Here is an 18708-nt window from a genome sequence, read left to right as displayed (position 1 = left end):
TTAAGCAGTTTTAGGTTCTATTTCAGCTTTGGATTTATCGTTGAAAACCAATGCAAATAATAAAAATACCACTAATGCGATTCCTGCAGGGATAATCCAGATCATTTTCCAATCCATCACGCCATCTGCTGCTTTGTAGGCATCAGAAATTTTACCTGCTACAGCAAATCCAATTAACATTCCTACGCCATAAGTAGCTAAAGTAATTAAGCCTTGGGCTGAACTTTTAAAACGCTCGCCAGCTTTAGAATTGGTATAAATCTGTCCTGAAACAAAAAAGAAATCGTAGCAAACACCGTGTAATGCAATTCCTAAAATCAGCATAAAACTCAGCTCGCCTGCATTGCCGTAAGCAAATAGCGCATAACGTACCGCCCAAGCCAGCATACCCACCAAGATGGTCATTTTAAAACCGAATCTTTTAAAGAATACTGGGATAAATAATAAGAAAATAACTTCTGAAGCCTGACCAATAGTCATTTTTCCCGTAGGGTTATCCATACCGATATTGGAAAGAAATGGATTTGCATTTTGATAGTAAAAAGCCAGAGGAATACAGATCAAAATAGATGAAATAAAGAAAATCAAGAAGTTTCTGTCTTTCAAAAGCTTTAAAGCATCAAGACCTAATACATCAGAAACAGTAATTTTTTCGTCTGAAGATACTTTAGGTGGCGTTTTTGGTAAGGTAAAGCTGAATAAACCTAAAGCTAAAGATACTATCCCAGCCATTAGGAAAGTATTTTTCAATAAGCCAGCTTCTGTACCTTCTTTCGAATCCCAATGGAAGAAATAACTGATTAACAAACCTGCAGCAATCCAGCCTAAGGTACCCCAGATGCGGATTGATGAAAACTCTTTCTCCGGATCTTTCATTTGATTGAAAGAAACTGAGTTTACCAAAGCCAGTGTTGGCATAAAAAGGATCATGTAGCCCAATACGTAAGGATAAAAAACACTTACATCAGTAGCATTATACATTTGATACATTAATACTGCACCAATAATGTGTAATACCCCTAAAATTCTTTCAGCATTAAAATATCTGTCGGCAATTAAACCTACAATAAAAGGAGCAATGATGGCGCCCCAAGATTGAGTTGAAAATACAGCTCCGGTTTCTGATCCCGTGGCTTTAAGGTTGTTTCCTAAGAAAGTTCCAAGTGTTACAAACCAGGCGCCCCAGATAAAAAATTCCAGGAACATCATGGCAGAGAGTTTGAAGCGAGTAGTGCTATTCATTTGGTTTATATAAGATTAGGTTTAAGGTTTAAGGCGTAAGGTTAAAGCAAGGGATATAAAACCCTCAATCTTTTACGCTTACGCCTTCAGCCTCTTTTTTATATTATTAAGTTTTAGGCATTATTGTTGAAGCGAAGGCTATGACCTTCAACCTTATACCTTCCGCCTTCAACCTAATTTACAGTTCTTTAATAGAGATGTTTTTGTACCAAACTTCATCTCCGTGATCTTGTAAGGCAATTTTACCTGTTTTAAAAGTGCCCCAGTTTTCCCATGTTGCAAATTTGCTGCCTGCAACAATCTTTTTCCAGTTATCATCCCAAAGGGTGGTTTTTACTACTTCAACACCGTTTAAAATTAGCGTTAATTTGCCCTTTTTGCTAATGATTTCTGCTTTATTCCATTCGCCTACAGCTTTAACTGGTTCTGATGAACTTTTTACCAGATCGTATAAATCGCCGGCACGGTGTTTTGTAATTTTTCCATCCGGGTGTCCATCGTTATCAATAACCTGCATTTCTAAACCCGTAGAATAGGTAGCATGGTATTTAGGTTCTTCATGGACGTAAAAAATTAAACCGCTATTTGCTTTTGGAGCCACTTTCCATTCATATTTTAAATGGAAATCGCCGTATTCTTTGTCAGTAACCAAATCGCCGCCGCCATCTTTACCTTTGGTTGCTAAATCTAAATGTAGGGCACCATCCTGAACCTGCCAGGCGCTACCAACCGTAGTTTTGTTGTAAGTATGCCAGCCTGTTGTTGTTTTACCATCAAAAAGTGGCTTAAAGCCCTTTTGAGCTTTTGATATTTGTGTTACCGCTAACAAGATGCAAGCAGAAAGAAAGATTTTTTTCATTTTTTTTTAAAATAAAACCTGATAGGATTAATTCGAAGTTTTTAATGTTTTCAAAGGCCTCATTGAGGACTTCATCGTTTAAAAACCGATCAGGTTAGGATAATTAAAGAGTTAAATTGTTCCAGCCTTTACGGTATTCGCGTTTTACAAACTGGTTGGCTTCGTCAAAATTGGTAACCTTCATATTGTCGTTATCCCAAAGCATTTTAGTGTATCTGCCTGGGTAAGTTGTCTTACCGTTTACCGTTTTTTGGATATCGAAACTTCTGATTGCCAAATTTGCCATCAGTAAAGCTTCTGTTAATGGACCGGCAATTTCGAAAGGCGAACTTACTTCTTGCTTGCCATAACCCGCTATTGCCGCTTCAACCCATTGTTTATAGTGCCCGTTTGCGCCATCTGGTACACGGGTATATTTTGGTGCCACTTTAATGTCTTTGTTTTTACTTAAAGGCAATAATTTTGGGTTTGCACTATATGTTTCTGACATCATTTTGCCTTTAGTTCCAATAAACAATGTGCCATTACCGCCATCGCCAAAAGTTTCGTTTGCTTCTAATTCTTCAGGGCGTTCTGGTTGGATACCACCGTCCATCCAGTGTAAAGTAACATCACCTTTGGTTTTGTCTGTTTTAGGGAATTTTAAGGTAACATGGCTTGATGGAGGGCAGCTTTCAGGGAAATAACCACGTTTAAATTCATCTACATAAACAGAACCTACACTGGCCTGAACTTCTTTTGCATATTTTAAGTTTAATACGCTAAATGGAGCTTCGATTAAGTGACAGCCCATATCGCCCAGGGCGCCTGTGCCATAATCCCACCAGCCACGCCAGTTAAAAGGGACCAATTTGTCAATATAATCTTTTTCGGGCGCAGTGCCGAGCCATAAATTCCAATCTAATTCAGCAGGGATTTCGGCTTTTTTTGTTGGGCGAGGAATGCCTTGTGGCCAAACTGGTCTATCAGTCCATGCGTAAACCGTGTGTACATCGCCAATTAAGCCGGCTTCGTACCATTCTTTCATTTGGCGTGGACCATCGTTTGATGCACCTTGATTTCCCATTTGGGTTACCACTTTATATTTTTTTGCGGCAGCGGTTAGAATCCGTGCCTCATAAATATCATGTGTTAAAGGTTTCTGTACATAAACGTGCTTGCCCAGTTGCATAGCTGCTAAAGCCTGGATAGCATGATTATGATCAGGAGTAGAAACAGACACAGCGTCGAAATTTTTATGTTCCTTATCTAACATTTCGCGCCAATCTTTGTAGTATTTTGCTTTAGGGAAAGCTTTAACACTATTTGCTGCACGGCGATCGTCTACATCGCATAAAAAGGCAATGTCTGCTTTTCCGCTTTTGTAAAACATGCTTAAATCGCTTTGGCCTTTTCCGCCAACACCAATACCGGCAACCAATAAACGATCGCTCGGTGCCAGATAACCAGGGCCACCTAAAACATGGCGGGGCACGATCATAAACGCAGCAGCGGCAATAGCTGTAGTCTTAATAAAATCACGACGGTTACTCGTGTTTTTATTTTCTTGCTCTGTTTTCATATAAGTAAATCGATTTGCTAACTGGGGTCGATTATTTTTTCTTTAACGATAAGATATACTTTACCATTAATTTTGCATCGTCTTTTTTAAGGGTAGCGTGAGCAGTCATTGGCATATTGCCCCAAACCCCTGTTCCACCTTTAATGATTTTATCGGCTAACATGTTAATGTTTTTCTCGGTAGCCGGATATTTTTTTGCAATTTCTACGTATGCAGGACCAATAATTTTGTTGGTCTTGTTATGGCAACCCAAGCAGTCTGATTTGTTGATCAGTTTTTCACCTGGATTTGATTGAAAAGCAGCATGACTTGTTGCTGTTGCAGCTGCAACCACGGTTTTCTCCTTCGCTATATCAGCTTTTGAAAACGACGCCATAAAAATGACTACGGCACCTAAAATTAAAAATGTTTTTTTCATGTGTGTTTATTGTTTTTATTGTATTCAAGCTTGCATAAGCGGTAATATTTTGTTAGTTTTTGCTTATGCAGGTTTTCATTTTGTGTGTGTTTTGTTAATCTTGTAATCCTAATATTCTTTTATTGAAAGCGCTATCACTACCCGATGCTGCAAAATCATCAAATGCTTTATCGGTTACATTAATGATGTTCTTTTTGATAAATTCTGCACCTTCGCGGGCACCATCTTGCTGGTTTTTGATACAGCATTCCCATTCCATAACGGCCCAACCTTTAAAATCATATTGCGCCAATTTACTAAAAATGGTTTTAAAATCAACTTGACCATCACCTGGTGAGCGGTAGCGACCGGCTCGGTTTGCCCAACTCTGGTATCCACCAAAAGTGCCCTGTCTGCCCGTAGGGTTAAATTCTGCATCTTTAACGTGGAAGGCTTTTATGCGTTCGTGGTAAAAATCGATGTATTGAATGTAATCCAATTGTTGCAACACAAAGTGTGATGGATCATACAATAAGCATGCCCGAGGATGATTATTTACCGCAGCGAGGAACATTTCGTAGGTTTCGCCATCAAATAAATCTTCTCCTGGGTGTATTTCATAGCAAACATCAACACCACATTGGTCGAATTCGTTTAGGATGGGTGTCCAGCGTTTTGCCAATTCTGCAAAACCTTCTTCAACCAATCCCGCCGGGCGCTGTGGCCAAGGATGGAAATATTGCCACAATAATGAACCGCTAAATGTGGCATGCGCATTTAAACCTAAGTTTTGAGAGGCTTTAGCTGCATATTTCATTTGTTGTACAGCCCATTCTGTTCTTGCTTTTGGATTTTTGTGTACTTCTTTTGGTGCAAAGGCATCAAACAGGTCATCGTAAGCAGGGTGTACCGCAACCAATTGACCTTGTAAGTGTGTGGAAAGTTCAGTGATTTCTAAACCGTAAGAAGCAATTTTTCCTTTCAGTTCATCGGCATAGGTTTTGCTTTCGGCAGCCTGCTGAAGATCAATAAATCTTGCATCTAAAGTTGGCATCTGAATACCTTTAAAACCTAAGCCTGCTGCCCATTTACAAATGCTGTCCAGAGAGTTAAACGGGGCTTCGTCGCTTATAAATTGAGCTAAAAATACCGCTGGTCCTTTTATCGTTGTCATGCTTGATTGTTATAATTTATAATCTAACCACTTTTGGTCTGATTGGCTAGAAGCCACTACATTTTCGATAAATGCCATTCCTCTAATGCCATCATCAGTACCTGGAAAGTCTAACATTGCGGCAGTAGGTTGCTCGTTATTCAACTTTGCATCTACTGTTAATGCAAAGTTTTTATAAATATTTGCAAACGCTTCTAAGTAACCTTCTGGGTGACCGCCAGGTGTTCGAGTGTTGTGCTGTGCGAAACTGCCCATATAACCGTTACCCGTTCTGTAGATTTGAGCAGGTGCATTTAACCATTTCACAATTAAGGTGTTCGGTTCCATCTGGTGCCATTCTATGCCACCTTTTTCGCCATATACTTTAATTTTTAATGCATTTTCTTCTCCGGCAGCAATTTGAGAAGCCACAAGAACACCATTGGCACCATTGTCGAATTTTAACAATACGTTTCCGTCATCGTCAATAGCTCTACCTGGAACAACAATACTTAAGTCGGCACAGATTTTTGTGATTTTTAAACCTGAGATATACTCTGCCAAATGAGCAGCGTGTGTGCCAATATCACCCATGCTACCGCTTTTTCCGGTTTTGGATGGATCAGTGCGCCAGGCTGCCTGTGCATTTCCTTCACGCTCAGATAAAGTACTTAACCAGCCTTGAGGATATTCGACGATGATTTTTCTGATTGCGCCTAAAGCACCTTCGCTAACCATTTGTTTGGCCTGTTTAACCATTGGGTAGCCAGAGTAGGTATGCGTTAAACATAGTGTTAAGCCCGTTTCTTCTACTTTGGCTTTCAGCTGTTTTGCTTCTTCCAAAGTTAAAGTCATTGGTTTTTCGATTACTACGTTAAAACCTTTATCCAAAGCCATCATTGCAGGGGCAAAGTGGGCGAAGTTTGGTGTAACAATGGTTACAAAGTCAATTTTTTCATCTGCTGGCAATTCACTTTCCTTCGTCAGCATTTCTTCATAATTGGTGTAGATTCTGTTATCGGGAAGAAAAAGTAGTTTTCCAGATTCATATCCAATTTCAGGATTTACACTTAAAGCTCCGGCAGATAATTCAATAAGGCCATCCATATTGGCAGCCAAACGGTGTACGGCACCGATAAAAGCGTCTTTTCCACCGCCTATCATGCCCATTCTTAATTTTCTTTTCATTTTTATAAAAGGTGTGAGGCGTAAGGTGTAAGGCTTAGGGCAATTTCCCTTATACCTTAAACCTTACGCCTTTTACCTTGTCTAGATGTTCTTTTTCTTTAATTCTTTTACAGCGTAATCGCAGGCACGGGCAGTTAAAGCCATAAATGTTAACGATGGGTTTTGGCAAGCGATTGATGGCATACAAGATCCATCGGTTACAAAAACATTATTTACTTCGTGCATCTGGTTCCATTTATTCAGTACAGAAGTTTTCGGATCATTACCCATCCTTGCGGTACCCATTTCGTGGATCGCCATACCTGGATAACAGCCATTATCAAATGTTTTGATGTTTTTCATGCCAGCCTTTTCTAACATTTCGGCAGCATCATTCATCATATCAACACGCATTTTTTTCTCGTTCTCTTTGTATTCACAATCGATAGCCAATACGGGTTGTCCCCATTTGTCTTTTTTGGTTTTATCGATGTATACCTTATTTTCGTAGTAAGGTAACATCTCTCCGAAACCGCCCAAGCCCATAGACCATTTGCCTGGAGTGGTCATTTTTTGTTTTAAATCTGCTCCGAAAGACAGTTCAGCTACATCATTCTGCCAATTTGCTCTGCTTGCACCGCCCTGATAACCAAAACCACGCAGGTAATCACGTTTATCGTTGCCGATATTCTGATACCTAGGGATATAAATTCCGTTTGCACGGCGTCCATAAGTGTATTTGTCATCAAAACCTTCGGCGTCTCCAGATGCGCCGCAACGAAAATGGTGGTCCATTAAGTTGTGTCCTAACTGACCACTTCCATTACCCAATCCATTTGGATGAGCTTCTGATGTAGAGTTTAATAAAATGAATGTTGAGCCTAATGTAGAACCATTTACAAAAACGATTTTAGCATAAAATTCCATCGTTTTGTTCGTTTCAGCATCAATAACCATTACACCTTTCGCTTTTTTAGTGTCTTTATCATAAATAATATGATTTACGATAGAGTATGGTCTTAACGTTAAACGTTTGGTTGCCATAGCTGCAGGAAGGGTAGAAGATTGTGTGCTGAAATAGGCACCAAACGGACAGCCACGGCTACATAAATTTCTGTACTGGCAATTGCCACGGCCTTTATGTGGTACCGTTAGATTGGCAACACGGCCAATCATCATAATCCTTTCTCTTTTATAGTGCTCTTCGATACGTGCCTTAACCGATTTTTCTACAATGTTTAAATCCATTGGCGGTAAAAACTGTCCGTCAGGGCAGGTAGGCCAGTTTTCTTTTGAACCACTGATGCCCGCAAAACGTTCTGCATAATCGTACCATGGTGAAAGTTCTGCATAACGAACAGGCCAATCGCTTCCGTGTCCGTCTTTTGCATTATCTTCAAAGTTATGATCGCTTAAACGATAACTTTGGCGGCCCCACATTAGCGATTTTCCACCAACGTGGAAACCACGGTACCAATCGAAACGTTTATCTTCGGTATATGGGCATTCTAAATCGTTTACCCACCATTTTTCATTTGCTTCCTGGTAAGGATAATCTCTTTTTTGTACCGGGTGAGTACGTTTTTGCTCTTCGGTAAGTTTTCCGGCATGTTTAAAATCCCATGGATTTTTCATTGCCGTTTCGTAACCGGTAATGTGCTCAATGTTCATTCCTCTTTCGAGCATCAACACGCGTAAGCCCTTTTCTGTAAGTTCTTTGGCAGCCCAGCCACCGCTAATTCCCGATCCTATAACAATAGCATCGTAAGTATTTTCTGCTTTTAAATTTGTATTTAAATTCATGATGTTTTGTTGTTGTGGTTAGAAATTAGGTTGCCCAGGATTTTTGACCTGGTTTTAATGGCGCATTGCCATCATAACGGCCTGGAATAAGCACATATTCGCGTGCTTTGGTGCAACCAATTTCTGAAGAATAATAACCAAGTAGGGTTAAATCTCTTGCGGTAATAAAAAAGTAAGCTAAATCTTTATTCTCTTCTGATTTGCTCTCTTTTTGGGCAAGCGCGATTGCCCTTAAATCGATCATTAGTTTTTTACGGTCGGCTGGTGTTAAAGTGATATAACTTTTTCCAAAATCTTTCATTGATTTAGCCTGAAGATCTTTAAAACCTTGCGCAAATGAGGTTTGCATGGTAGCAGGGTAACAATCTTTCATCATCATCGGGATAAACTTCCCTAAACCTGCAGCCTTGGCGCCCGCAGACGATTTGGTAGTAGGAACAATAATATCAGCGAATTCAGCAAAAATTTTTTCATCTTCCAAAGAATAGAGGACAAAGTTCTTTTCGTTTTCCGGGAGCGTAAAACTTTCAAATAAAACGCCCATTGTACTTGCTGAGATTGCTCCTCCCAGCAAAAATGCAACGTTTTTGAGTGCTTCTCTTCTGTGCATCGTCTTTATGATTTTATATATTGGTTACTTATGTGTTGAATTAGTAATATTAGAAAAAATATAACGGAAAGAATAACTTTTTTAAGTTAAATTATCGCTGTGCAATGTGATTGTTACTTGGTAGAATTATTCTAAATAAATGATTTTTTGTCGCTCTAATAGTATTTAAACCGTGTTTTTATGTCGATTTAACTTGGTGTAAAAAGTACATTTAGTACTGGTAAGTATATTATTTACTAATAAATCTAATAACACCGGGTTTTTAAGGGGAAAATCTGCTTAAAGTAGGTTTTTTTTGACGTAGTTGTAGCTTTCTGCTATACTCTCATAAGGTGCTTTCCTGATGATGTCCTGTTCTGTGAAAATATAATCTACTCCGGCCAATTTAGCGGCAGCAAAAATGTGCTTGAAATCTATCCTGCCAGAACCCACTTCCACGAAAACTGCTTTGTCTGTTTTATCCATATCCTTAACATGAAACATTTTATAACGGCCCGGATTTTTCTTGAACATATCAACAGGGTTTAAACCTGCATTTACCGCCCAAAAGATATCGAGTTCAAAACCTACCAGTTTGGCATCGGTTTCAGCGAGCAGGATTTCATAGCCTGTAGCCCCATTGCCCTGATCTTTGAATTCGAAGTTATGGTTGTGGTAAGCTAATTTTAATCCTGACTTTTGGCAAAGCTCAGCCGCCTGGTTAAATTTTGAGGCCATGCGCTTGTAATCATCCAATGTTCCATTGGCCCTGATATCGGTAGGCAAAGCTGGGATAACGAAATATTTCTGGCTAACGGTGGCTGCGGTTTCGATGTGCGATTTTAGCACTTTATCGTCGCCAGAGGATAAAAATTCAGTTAGGTTATAGTGGCCGCTAGGAGAAGTGAGGCCATTTGCTTTTAATAAGGTATTAAAGTCTTTTGCTTTCAAACCCCAAAAACCTTTCATTTCGTATTTGCCAGGATAACCATAATAGGTTTCTACCTGGTTATACCCAATTTTAGCTACCTGTTCGATGGTGGCTTTTACATCAGCAGTTAACTGTTCCCTTAAAGTGAAAAGTCCGATTCCGATTTTTGAAACTTTAGCAGGCGCTGCTAAAGCCGTCGTAACTAATGATGGACTTAAAAAAACTGCTGCACTAGCAAGGCTTACCTTTTGTAAAAATGATCTTCTTGTTGTCATGATGTTTTAGAATTAAAAAAACCGGAGCGTAAACTTCGGTTTTATTTGTTAGAATGAATAAGCTAATGATCCCCAGAACGTACGTTGAAGTAATGTTCTGCCAATCATTAATGTGCCAGGGGTTACGGTTGAGAAATCTCTGAACTGATCTCCGCGAACATCGCCCTCTGTCAGCACTTTTGCATTTAACAAGTTGTCTGCCCAAAATCTTATTGAAATCTTTTTCGTAAAATTATATCCTGCTCCGGCTTTCATGACCACATAGGATGGGAGTTCATAACTGCCGCTAGGTGAGGTAAAGCGACTGCCAACATAATTGGCTGCCACGTACAGGTTAAAGTTTTTGTAATCATAGTTGGCACCTAGCTCTGTATTCAATACAGGTACCCTTTCGGTTCTTTTTCCAGTAAAACTATATACACGGTCGCCAAATTCGGCAGCTACAGCGGCATTTCCACTTGTATTTGCTTCGTAATCGGTATATTTAGAATCTTGCAGTGTTCCGGTTAAGCGCAAGCTCAGCGGTTTGAATATTTTGTAAGAAACTTCATACTCGGCACTCCATGTACGTGTAGAGCCAAAGGCCACCAAAGCCTGTGTGCCAGCTGCGGCTGTAGGCACATTAATCGTTAATGAAACATTTTTAATGGCAGAATAACTTCCTGATGCAAAAATGGCCAGATTGTTTTTAGCATATTTAAAACCTACTTCACCTAAATAAACCGGGCGTTTTTTAATGTTTGCACCGTTATATCCTGAAGCATTATAATCGCCTATATTAGGAGCGTTATAGGCTTTTGTAGCCCGCGCAAACATACTTGCCGTAGTGCTTATTTTATAATTTGCACCTATTGATGCTGCCCAGTTGGTTAATGTTTCATCATAGCTGGTATAACCCAATATGGTTGGAGTTGCTGCTGCTGCAATATTTACTGTGCCGTTTGCATTAAGTGCATAATAAGGTCTGTCCCCCTTAACATTCTGGTTGTCAATTCTGGCTCCAATATCTAAACGCCATTTTTCGGATATTTTAATCTCATCGCCTGCATAGGCTGATAATGTTCTGGTATTGCCAATAAAGGTGTTTTTGGTTTGAACGGTTCTTTCTGCTGCTGTTGGCGATTGCAAAATGATGCTTGGGTGCTCTTTAAATTCTGTAAAAGACCTAAATGCATAGCGTAAATCATCGCGATTGTATTGGTGAATACCTGCACCGATATTTAAACTATGATTTTTAATGGTCTTTTTCAGATCCAGATAATCAACAATTTGGACGTCACTGTTAATTTGTCCCTGTGCGTTTGATGTAATTACATAATCGCCAGTTACAAACGGTGCAACGGCGCCTCCAGGGTAATAGTAAGGTGTAGCCACTGTTCTGGCTGTAATTCCAGCAGGAACAGTATAGGTTGAGTTTGTATGGGTATTTTGATAACGGAAATTGTTTACAATCTGCCAGCCATTATCGGTTAAATAGTTGAACTGGAAACCAGCTGAGCCCAATTTGGTATGGATACCATCTGTTAAACTAAAATTATGGCTTCCGGTTGCGGGATCGTTATAACTCCATTCGGTTTGAACAGGTAGGATCGATTGTGAAGCCATATTATAATCGCGGTAAGTGGTTGGCTTGCCAGTACCATCATAAGGGTAATAACTGGTTAACAGGAACTGAACTTTATCATTCAGGTATTTACCATACACCCTGAAAAAACCCTTGTTGTTCTTAAAATTAAAAGTCATGTTGCCTTTAACCTGTCCGCCCTGGTTGGCCGGATTAAAGCCCTGATCTACCACGCCGTTATCGGTACGGTAAAAACCACCAATGTTATATTTAATCTGATCGTTTATTTTGCCTCCGGTATTCCCATCAAAACGGTATAAACCTTGCGAAAAACCAGTGGTAAATTTAAACTGGCCATATTGTTTATCGGCGCCCACGTAACTGATGTTATTCACTACAGCACCTGGCGTATTGGCCTGAATAATTGAGGCATTACCACCTCTAACCGCTTCGATATTCTGAATGGTTAAATCTGTTTTATAGTATTGATCTACAGATGGGTTGGTGTTGAAGCCTGTTGGTAAAAGCGGTAAACCATCTTCCTGAATGCCCAGAAAGATATATCCGCCCTGCTGCGGAAAGCCCCTTACCCAAACATTTCCCGGACCGTCGCCACCCGTACTTTCTACCGTTAAACCTGGTATGGCTTTTAATAAATCGGTACTATTTAATGGTGCTCTGTTGGTGATATCTTTATTGCTCACCGAGGTTAAGGCCACACTGCTTTCTAGCTTTTTCTTAGGATTACCGCCGGTTACCATCACACTTTCCAACTGTAGGTTATCTTCTGACAGGCTGATATTTAGGTTTTCGTCGGCATTACCTGGTGATAGGTTTACTTCTTTGGAAATGAAACCTACGTATCTCACCACGATGACACGGCTATCAACAGTTAAGCCTTTTAGTGCAAAAGCACCATTTTCGTCGGTTGTGGTCCCGATTGATTTCCCTTTAACGGTAACCGATACCCCAGGGATGGCATTCCCTTTACTATCGGTTACTTTTCCGGTAACAATGCCTTCAAAGGCTTTTAGTAGTTCGAGGTTGTTATTGGCGGGAATAGAATAGAGCAGAATCTGATCTTTAACTATCCTATATCCCACGTCATAACGTTTTAGCGAATTCTCAAGAAAGTATTTAAGTTTTTGGTTTACCACATTAATAGAAACTTTACGGTTGGAGTTTATTAATTGCGGACTGTAAACAAATTTAACATTGGCTAGGTGTTCTGTTTTTTCTATAATGGTTTTAATATCTGTTTGATCGGCTTTGATCGAAATTGATTTGTTCAGAAAATCTTGTGCGTCGACATTTTTGGCAAAAGCACCACAAGTAAAAATTATTATTGCAAGTATTTGGTAAATCGAAACTCTCATTGCATATATCGCCAGCGAAATAAGTTGATTTTTTTTCATAAATTTGGTTATTGTTCATTAAATGATTGGATTTATTGGACATAGAAATACCATGAATACATTTCTGATGTATTTAACTCGCCGGCAATGCCCCACATTGTCGGCTTTGTTTTTTAGAAAAATATTATGGAAAATGGAGCCGCGGTTATGGGCTGTTGGTGTTGTGGTTCTTCTTCATCATGTTTATATATTTGGTTAGTTTTTATTGGAAACCACAATGCTGGTTCCCTGGATGTAATATTTGCTCGATATGGTTCCACAGATCAGGTCGAGCTGCTCATATAGCCCTTTTTTGCTTAGATCTCCGGTAAAAGTATAGGTCGAAATCTGCTCATTATCCGATTTTATCTCTATACCATAAGCTTCAGATAAGGTTTTGAAAATTTCTTTAACGCTTTCTTCTTTAAAATTATAGCTCAAATTTGTTGGTATGTTGTAAGCCTCTGCCAAAGGAATAGGCTTGCTTACCAATGTTTTATTTAATTTGTGGTCGGCAAAAACACCTTTTTGATTTGGCGTAAGCAGAATTGGTTTAGCCAGTTTTTCTTTAGTGAAAACGAATAGCGAACTTTTCTGATTTTCCTCTACCTGAACTTTCCCCGTTCTTACCGCAACCTGAGCCGGAAGTTTATCTGTTGATGATTTTACCCAAAAGCTGGTACCCAAAACACGTATAACCAGTTTTTGATTGTACACATAAAACGGACGCTTAGGATTTTTACTTACCGAAAAGAAAGCTGTTCCTTTTAAATAAACCATTCTTTTATTGGCAGCAAAAGCCTTTGGATAAATAATATTGGCCTGCGGTTTAAGTGTTACTGTGCTTTCATCGCTAAGCGCTATAACGATGGAACGATCAGTATCATTGGTTTTGCTGATTAAGTTTAAGCCTTCATTTTCATCAATAAAAGATTGCTCGGCATGGTTGTAATTGGTTAAATATAAACCGGCAATAAAAAATGCAACAATAATAGATGCTGCAATAGCCAATTTTGGCCAAAGCTTTTTAACTTTTAATGTGGTTGTTGGTTTCTGCTCAATATTATTGATGCCGAGCCAAGCATTCATCTGCATTTCTTCGAGAGCAGTTGATGATAAATCTTTAAAATTCTGGTTATTTAAGTTATGATACCATTTATCTACCCATAGCTTTTCAGCTTCGGTACAATTTCCGTTTTCATAACGGCTTAGTAAATCGTAAAATGATTTCTGGTTCATAAGAAAGAATATTTGGCTCTATACTATACAAGTAACACAATGAATGCGAACCCCTAAAGGTAGGAGCTGAAAAAGGTGAAATAATTTGTAATTATCTGATAGTCAGCTATAAAAAGACGTAAAAATTTTTAATGTATTCTTTTATCCTTTTAATGGATTGGGTGATATGGTATTCTACCGCCTTTTCGGAAATGTTTAAACCAGTAGAAATATCTTTGGTAGATTGGTGTTGGTAACGGCTCAGTCTGAAAACCTCTTGTGTTTTTTTTGGGAGCGAATTAATTCCTTCTTCAATAATGGAAGATAGATCGTGAAGATCGACCAGGTTTGTGGTATCCTGATGGTTTTCTGAATAGGTTAGGGTCTGGTACTCCATGTACTTATTCTCCATAACGAGCCTCCTGATGTAGTTGATTACACTTAACTTGAGGGCACCGAACAAATAAGCCTGGAGGTTATTGATCACTGCTTCCTGCCGCTTTTCCCAAAGGGAGATAAAGATATTCTGCACCAATTCTTCAGCAATTACCTTGTCGCCTGTTTTTTTGTAGGCAGCCAATAAAAGCTCATTACTATAAGTAAAATATATTTTTTCGTAAGCCTGTTTATCGCCCTGTTTTAAGCGATCAAGTAAATCATTAGATTTTTCAGGCTCAGCGTGAGTCATTTGTTATTTGGTTATGCAGGTAAGTGTAGTAAATGTAATAAAATTAATGTTGAAATGTAATCAAGTTTGATTGTTTCAATATTGAAAGGTTCTAATGCTGGGGATGTCAGTTAACAGTTTTCAGTTGGCAATTTGCAGTTATCAATTGGCAATTAAACAATCGGGCCATTAAATAACTTATGTGGTTAACCTCTCAAGGATACACTAAGTATAAATATTTTATCGCCTTTTATCTCATTTTTTTACCTTTGCTCAATCTCAAAAAAATTATGCAAGAAAAAATTGTTGTTTTAGGCTCTAACGGGCAAATTGGTACCGAGTTGGTAACCATGTTACGTAAAATATATGGTGATGATCATGTGGTTGCATGCGATATACGCAGACCAGATTACGACATCAAAAACTCTGCACCGTTTGAATTTGTGAATGTACTTGATAAAGAAATGATCAATGGCATTTTTCATAAATACAGACCAACACAGGTTTACCTTTTAGCGGCTTTATTATCGGCTACAGGTGAGCAAAATCCAAAATTAGCCTGGGATTTAAATATGAACGGCTTGCTGAATGTTTTAGATTTAGCTTTAGAATATAAAACTGCAAAGGTGTATTGGCCAAGTTCAATCGCTGTATTTGGCCCGAATTCGCCAAAAGATAATACCTCGCAATATTGCGTAATGGATCCGAATACAGTTTATGGAATTAGCAAACTGGCAGGTGAGCGCTGGTGCGAATATTATAACCAAAAATACGGATTGGATGTGAGGAGTATCCGTTATCCAGGATTAATCAGCTGGAAAGCTGCCCCGGGTGGCGGCACAACAGATTATGCGATCCATATTTTTCACGATGCATTGAAAAAAGGCAGTTACCAGAGTTTCTTAAATGCAGAAACTGAATTGCCAATGATGTATATGGATGATGCCATCCGCGGAACTATTGAGCTTATGGATGCACCTGCCGATCAGATTTCGGTACGTAGCAGCTATAATTTTGGTGGCGTAAGTTTTACACCTGAGGTTTTAGCAGCCGAAATCAGAAAACATATTCCAGATTTTACATTATCTTACGCCGCTAATGATCCCCGTCAGCAAATTGCAAATAGCTGGCCACGTTCTATCGACGATAACTATGCGGCAAAAGATTGGGGATGGAAACCAGCGTTCGATTTATCGAAACTGACAATTGATATGTTAAATAATTTAAAAAAATAATATAAAGGTAGAGGGTTGAAAGGTTGAAGGCATAAGGTCTCCTATCTCAAAATCTTATATCTCAATACTCGAAAAATGGGAAGAGCATTCGAATTTAGAAAAGAGAGAAAATTTAAGCGTTGGGCCAAAATGGCGGTTCAGTTTACACGTATTGGTAAAGATATCGTAATGGCGGTTAAGGAATCAGGACCTCATCCGGAAACCAACTCGCGTTTACGTACGGCGATGCAAAATGCAAAAGCGGTAAACATGCCAAAAGATAGGGTAGAGGCTGCTATTAAGCGCGCTTCTGATAAATCGATGGCCAATTACGAAGAAATTGTATATGAAGGTTATGCGCCGCATGGTGTTGCGGTTTTAATTGAAACGGCTACTGATAATACCAACCGTACCGTAGCAAACGTTCGCAGTTATTTTAACAAAACGGATGGTTCTTTGGGTAAAACCGGATCATTAGATTTCGTTTTTAACCGCAAATCTGTTTTCCGTTTTGTACCGGCCGAAGGTTTAGACCTTGAAGAGTTAGAATTTGAACTGATTGATGCCGGTTTAGAAGAACTATATGTTGAGGCTGATGAAGAAGGAAACGATGTAGCAGTTGCTCAGGGTGCTTTCGAAAATTTTGGTTCTTTGCAAAAAGCTTTAGAAGAAAAAGGTATTGAGTTAAAAAGCTCTAAATTAGAACGTATTGCTTTATCGCATCACGAAGTTACAGAAGAACAGGCTGCTGATGTAATGAAATTGATTGATAAGTTGGAGGAAGATGATGATGTGCAGGCCGTTTATCACAACATGGCCGAGTAATATCAATTAGAATATGTATAGAAAAGGTCCTGGTTTTGAATCGGGACCTTTTTTTGTGACTTTGAATTTTTTAAGACCTCGCAGGTTTTCAAAACCTGCGAGGTCTGGATTAGTCAAGCTTAAACCTTCGGGGCTTGGAACTTATGATATTTGATTTCTCTATGAATTTCTTTAAGTTTAAGTATGATAACAACAATTCCTTTAGAATCAGAGTCTTTTTACCATATCTATAATAGAGGGAATAATAGCGAGGTCATATTTCGAGAAGAATCAAATTATCTATACTTTTTAACGTTATTAAAGAAATACATTGTACCGGTAGCAGACATTTTTGCTTATTGTCTTTTGAATAATCATTTTCATTTACTAATTAAAGTCAAAGAGGAAGAAAAAATTATAGCTCGTGTTGAAAAGAGCTTTTCTAATTTATTCAATGCGTATGCAAAAGCTTTTAATAAGCGATTTGGGCGAACTGGAAAACTCTTTGAAGAGCGTTTTAAGCGAAAGAAAATTGAAGATGAATGTTATTTGACTGAACTTATTTACTATATCCATTCAAATCCCCAAAAGCATGGACTACTCAAAGATTTTAGAGACTATCCGCATTCGTCATTTAATAGCATTTTATCTAATAAATCAACATCTTTAAGAAGAGAAGCGGTTATTGATTGGTTTGGACGACTATCTTTTTACGAAGAATATCATGAAAAGAAATATGACCAATTAACTAATGACAAAGAATTTGAAGATTAGGGTGTTATGTCTAAACCTAGCAGGTTTTTAAAACCTGCTAGGTTTGATCTACACTACTCTTATCTTAGCGTCTCGCTAAGATTCCCAATTTATGTGTTTCCAAATTTCTATGGCAAAAAACTAAGATCTTAGCAGGATGCTAAGACTGATCGTCACCCTGATCTGTAACGAAGCGGAAACCTACGCAGTAAACCGAGCTTTAAGCGAGCTCACCGAAGGTAATTTATTTCAGGGGCTTGCCCAGATAGATATTGAAACAAGTTCAGTATGACGGATCGTTCTACTATTTTTTATGTGAAAACAACCACGGCAATAACTCTGGCTCTGCAAATGCACTGTCCCAGCTATTGTGGTTGGCATTTGGATATAGGGTAAATTTTACCTCATCACCAACGGTTTTCAAACGCTCAGCGATGGCAATTGAGAATGCCGGATCAACTACATCATCTTTTGCGCCATGGAAAATCCAAAGCGGTATTTTCTGATATTTTTTAATATTGTTGGTATTGTCTCCGCCACAAATAGCAATGGCAGCAGCAAATTTGCGGCGCTCTCTTCTTAACAGCTCATAAGTACCCATTGCCCCCATAGATAAACCGCTCACATACACCTGTTCTTTGTTTATATAAGGTTTATTAAGGAAGTTTTTAACCATGCCCTGTAGTGCATGCATAATTTTGGTTGGTTGGCCACCTTCCACAAAACTGATTCTCCTTTTACCTTTGGCATCTTTCTCAAAATTGGCATTTGCCCAAAAATCGTTTGATGGGCATTGTGGGAAAACAACAATAGCAGGGAAATTTTTGCGTACATCGTTTTTTAAGAACAATTTTCCACCGTGTATCAGTTGACTCGCATTATCGTTACCTCTTTCTCCGCTTCCATGCAGAAAAAATATGATCGGATATTTTTGGTCAGGATTAAAATTCTCGGGAAACAGGATTCTGTAGTAAATAGAGTCCTTTCCCTTAATATAGCTTCCCTTGTCGTATTTTTTTAAGTCTTGAGCGTTTAAAAAGAGTACAGAAAAAAGAATGCAGATAGTTAGAATAATCTTTTTCATCTGTTTAATGTGTTTTTAATGGTAATGAAGCTA

At 38.7% G+C, this 18708-nt stretch carries 16 protein-coding genes; 3 read left to right on the top strand and 13 right to left on the bottom strand.

Translation table 11 applies throughout. The features are described from left to right. The 12 genes from AC1RJ8_RS17795 to AC1RJ8_RS17740 all read right to left on the bottom strand — a co-directional run bounded on the left by AC1RJ8_RS17795 (position 1) and on the right by AC1RJ8_RS17740 (position 14841). Positions 1-1242, bottom strand: coding sequence for a nucleoside permease (locus AC1RJ8_RS17795; RefSeq protein WP_492954861.1), 1242 nt, complete (start codon positions 1240-1242; stop codon positions 1-3). Positions 1243-1420: 178 nt separating this feature from the next. Next, a complete protein-coding gene (locus AC1RJ8_RS17790; RefSeq protein WP_426325563.1) occupies positions 1421-2101 on the bottom strand; it encodes a 3-keto-disaccharide hydrolase in 681 nt (226 codons plus the stop codon). A gap of 103 nt (positions 2102-2204) precedes the next feature. Further along, positions 2205-3662, bottom strand: coding sequence for a Gfo/Idh/MocA family protein (locus AC1RJ8_RS17785; protein ID WP_230146305.1), 1458 nt, complete (start codon positions 3660-3662; stop codon positions 2205-2207). A gap of 31 nt (positions 3663-3693) precedes the next feature. Beyond that, positions 3694-4080 (bottom strand): c-type cytochrome, encoded by a 387-nt coding sequence (locus AC1RJ8_RS17780; protein WP_492954862.1) that lies wholly within the window; start codon positions 4078-4080, stop codon positions 3694-3696. Positions 4081-4174: 94 nt separating this feature from the next. Then, positions 4175-5233: a sugar phosphate isomerase/epimerase family protein gene (locus AC1RJ8_RS17775; protein ID WP_492954863.1), complete on the bottom strand. Its 1059-nt coding sequence runs from the start codon at positions 5231-5233 to the stop codon at positions 4175-4177. A 9-nt stretch (positions 5234-5242) separates the two neighbouring features. Continuing rightward, positions 5243-6400 (bottom strand): Gfo/Idh/MocA family protein, encoded by a 1158-nt coding sequence (locus AC1RJ8_RS17770; RefSeq protein ID WP_492954864.1) that lies wholly within the window; start codon positions 6398-6400, stop codon positions 5243-5245. An 81-nt stretch (positions 6401-6481) separates the two neighbouring features. Beyond that, positions 6482-8182, bottom strand: coding sequence for a GMC oxidoreductase (locus tag AC1RJ8_RS17765; RefSeq protein WP_492954865.1), 1701 nt, complete (start codon positions 8180-8182; stop codon positions 6482-6484). Between the two features lie 25 nt (positions 8183-8207). Further along, a complete protein-coding gene (locus AC1RJ8_RS17760) occupies positions 8208-8792 on the bottom strand; it encodes a gluconate 2-dehydrogenase subunit 3 family protein (RefSeq protein WP_215131336.1) in 585 nt (194 codons plus the stop codon). 279 nt (positions 8793-9071) lie between these two features. Beyond that, positions 9072-9977 carry a sugar phosphate isomerase/epimerase family protein gene (locus tag AC1RJ8_RS17755; protein WP_492954866.1) on the bottom strand — a complete coding sequence of 302 codons (906 nt, stop codon included), beginning with the start codon at positions 9975-9977 and terminating at the stop codon, positions 9072-9074. Positions 9978-10025: 48 nt separating this feature from the next. Next, on the bottom strand, positions 10026-12956 hold the full coding sequence (locus AC1RJ8_RS17750; protein ID WP_492954867.1) for a TonB-dependent receptor domain-containing protein: 2931 nt from the start codon (positions 12954-12956) through the stop codon (positions 10026-10028). A gap of 195 nt (positions 12957-13151) precedes the next feature. Then, the gene (locus AC1RJ8_RS17745) at positions 13152-14174 is read right to left on the bottom strand and encodes a FecR family protein (protein ID WP_492954868.1); all 1023 of its coding nucleotides are present in this window, start codon (positions 14172-14174) and stop codon (positions 13152-13154) included. A gap of 106 nt (positions 14175-14280) precedes the next feature. Next, positions 14281-14841, bottom strand: coding sequence for a sigma-70 family RNA polymerase sigma factor (locus AC1RJ8_RS17740; RefSeq protein ID WP_492954869.1), 561 nt, complete (start codon positions 14839-14841; stop codon positions 14281-14283). A gap of 269 nt (positions 14842-15110) precedes the next feature. Between AC1RJ8_RS17740 and AC1RJ8_RS17735 the strand changes: the two genes are divergently transcribed. The 3 genes from AC1RJ8_RS17735 (at position 15111) to AC1RJ8_RS17725 (ending at position 17612) form a co-directional block, all read left to right on the top strand. Further along, positions 15111-16055, top strand: a complete 945-nt coding sequence (locus AC1RJ8_RS17735; protein ID WP_492954870.1) for an NAD-dependent epimerase/dehydratase family protein — start codon at positions 15111-15113, stop codon at positions 16053-16055. A 75-nt stretch (positions 16056-16130) separates the two neighbouring features. Then, entirely contained in the window at positions 16131-16859 is a 729-nt protein-coding gene (locus AC1RJ8_RS17730; protein ID WP_492954871.1) for a YebC/PmpR family DNA-binding transcriptional regulator, read from the top strand. A 183-nt stretch (positions 16860-17042) separates the two neighbouring features. Beyond that, a complete protein-coding gene (locus AC1RJ8_RS17725) occupies positions 17043-17612 on the top strand; it encodes a transposase (protein ID WP_492954872.1) in 570 nt (189 codons plus the stop codon). Between the two features lie 283 nt (positions 17613-17895). On the opposite strand, the gene AC1RJ8_RS17720 is transcribed toward AC1RJ8_RS17725, so the two are convergent. Further along, positions 17896-18675, bottom strand: coding sequence for a carboxylesterase family protein (locus tag AC1RJ8_RS17720; protein WP_492954873.1), 780 nt, complete (start codon positions 18673-18675; stop codon positions 17896-17898). Between the last annotated feature and the right edge of the window lie 33 nt (positions 18676-18708).

This window comes from Pedobacter sp. GW822-FHT03F06, from assembly GCF_058801365.1.
The sequence above is the reverse complement of the archived record's forward strand: the minus strand, read 5'-3'. Positions and strand labels throughout refer to the sequence as shown.

Bases quoted from the DNA above. Each gene is read 5' to 3' on its own strand.
- AC1RJ8_RS17740 (WP_492954869.1), bottom strand. From the start codon at position 14,841: ATGACTCACGCTGAGCCTGAAAAATCTAATGATTTACTTGATCGCTTA.
- AC1RJ8_RS17770 (WP_492954864.1), bottom strand. From the start codon at position 6,400: ATGAAAAGAAAATTAAGAATGGGCATGATAGGCGGTGGAAAAGACGCT.
- AC1RJ8_RS17750 (WP_492954867.1), bottom strand. From the start codon at position 12,956: ATGAAAAAAAATCAACTTATTTCGCTGGCGATATATGCAATGAGAGTT.
- AC1RJ8_RS17760 (WP_215131336.1), bottom strand. From the start codon at position 8,792: ATGCACAGAAGAGAAGCACTCAAAAACGTTGCATTTTTGCTGGGAGGA.
- AC1RJ8_RS17790 (WP_426325563.1), bottom strand. From the start codon at position 2,101: ATGAAAAAAATCTTTCTTTCTGCTTGCATCTTGTTAGCGGTAACACAA.
- AC1RJ8_RS17735 (WP_492954870.1), top strand. From the start codon at position 15,111: ATGCAAGAAAAAATTGTTGTTTTAGGCTCTAACGGGCAAATTGGTACC.
- AC1RJ8_RS17780 (WP_492954862.1), bottom strand. From the start codon at position 4,080: ATGAAAAAAACATTTTTAATTTTAGGTGCCGTAGTCATTTTTATGGCG.
- AC1RJ8_RS17795 (WP_492954861.1), bottom strand. From the start codon at position 1,242: ATGAATAGCACTACTCGCTTCAAACTCTCTGCCATGATGTTCCTGGAA.
- AC1RJ8_RS17730 (WP_492954871.1), top strand. From the start codon at position 16,131: ATGGGAAGAGCATTCGAATTTAGAAAAGAGAGAAAATTTAAGCGTTGG.
- AC1RJ8_RS17765 (WP_492954865.1), bottom strand. From the start codon at position 8,182: ATGAATTTAAATACAAATTTAAAAGCAGAAAATACTTACGATGCTATT.
- AC1RJ8_RS17725 (WP_492954872.1), top strand. From the start codon at position 17,043: ATGATAACAACAATTCCTTTAGAATCAGAGTCTTTTTACCATATCTAT.
- AC1RJ8_RS17745 (WP_492954868.1), bottom strand. From the start codon at position 14,174: ATGAACCAGAAATCATTTTACGATTTACTAAGCCGTTATGAAAACGGA.
- AC1RJ8_RS17755 (WP_492954866.1), bottom strand. From the start codon at position 9,977: ATGACAACAAGAAGATCATTTTTACAAAAGGTAAGCCTTGCTAGTGCA.
- AC1RJ8_RS17775 (WP_492954863.1), bottom strand. From the start codon at position 5,233: ATGACAACGATAAAAGGACCAGCGGTATTTTTAGCTCAATTTATAAGC.
- AC1RJ8_RS17785 (WP_230146305.1), bottom strand. From the start codon at position 3,662: ATGAAAACAGAGCAAGAAAATAAAAACACGAGTAACCGTCGTGATTTT.
- AC1RJ8_RS17720 (WP_492954873.1), bottom strand. From the start codon at position 18,675: ATGAAAAAGATTATTCTAACTATCTGCATTCTTTTTTCTGTACTCTTT.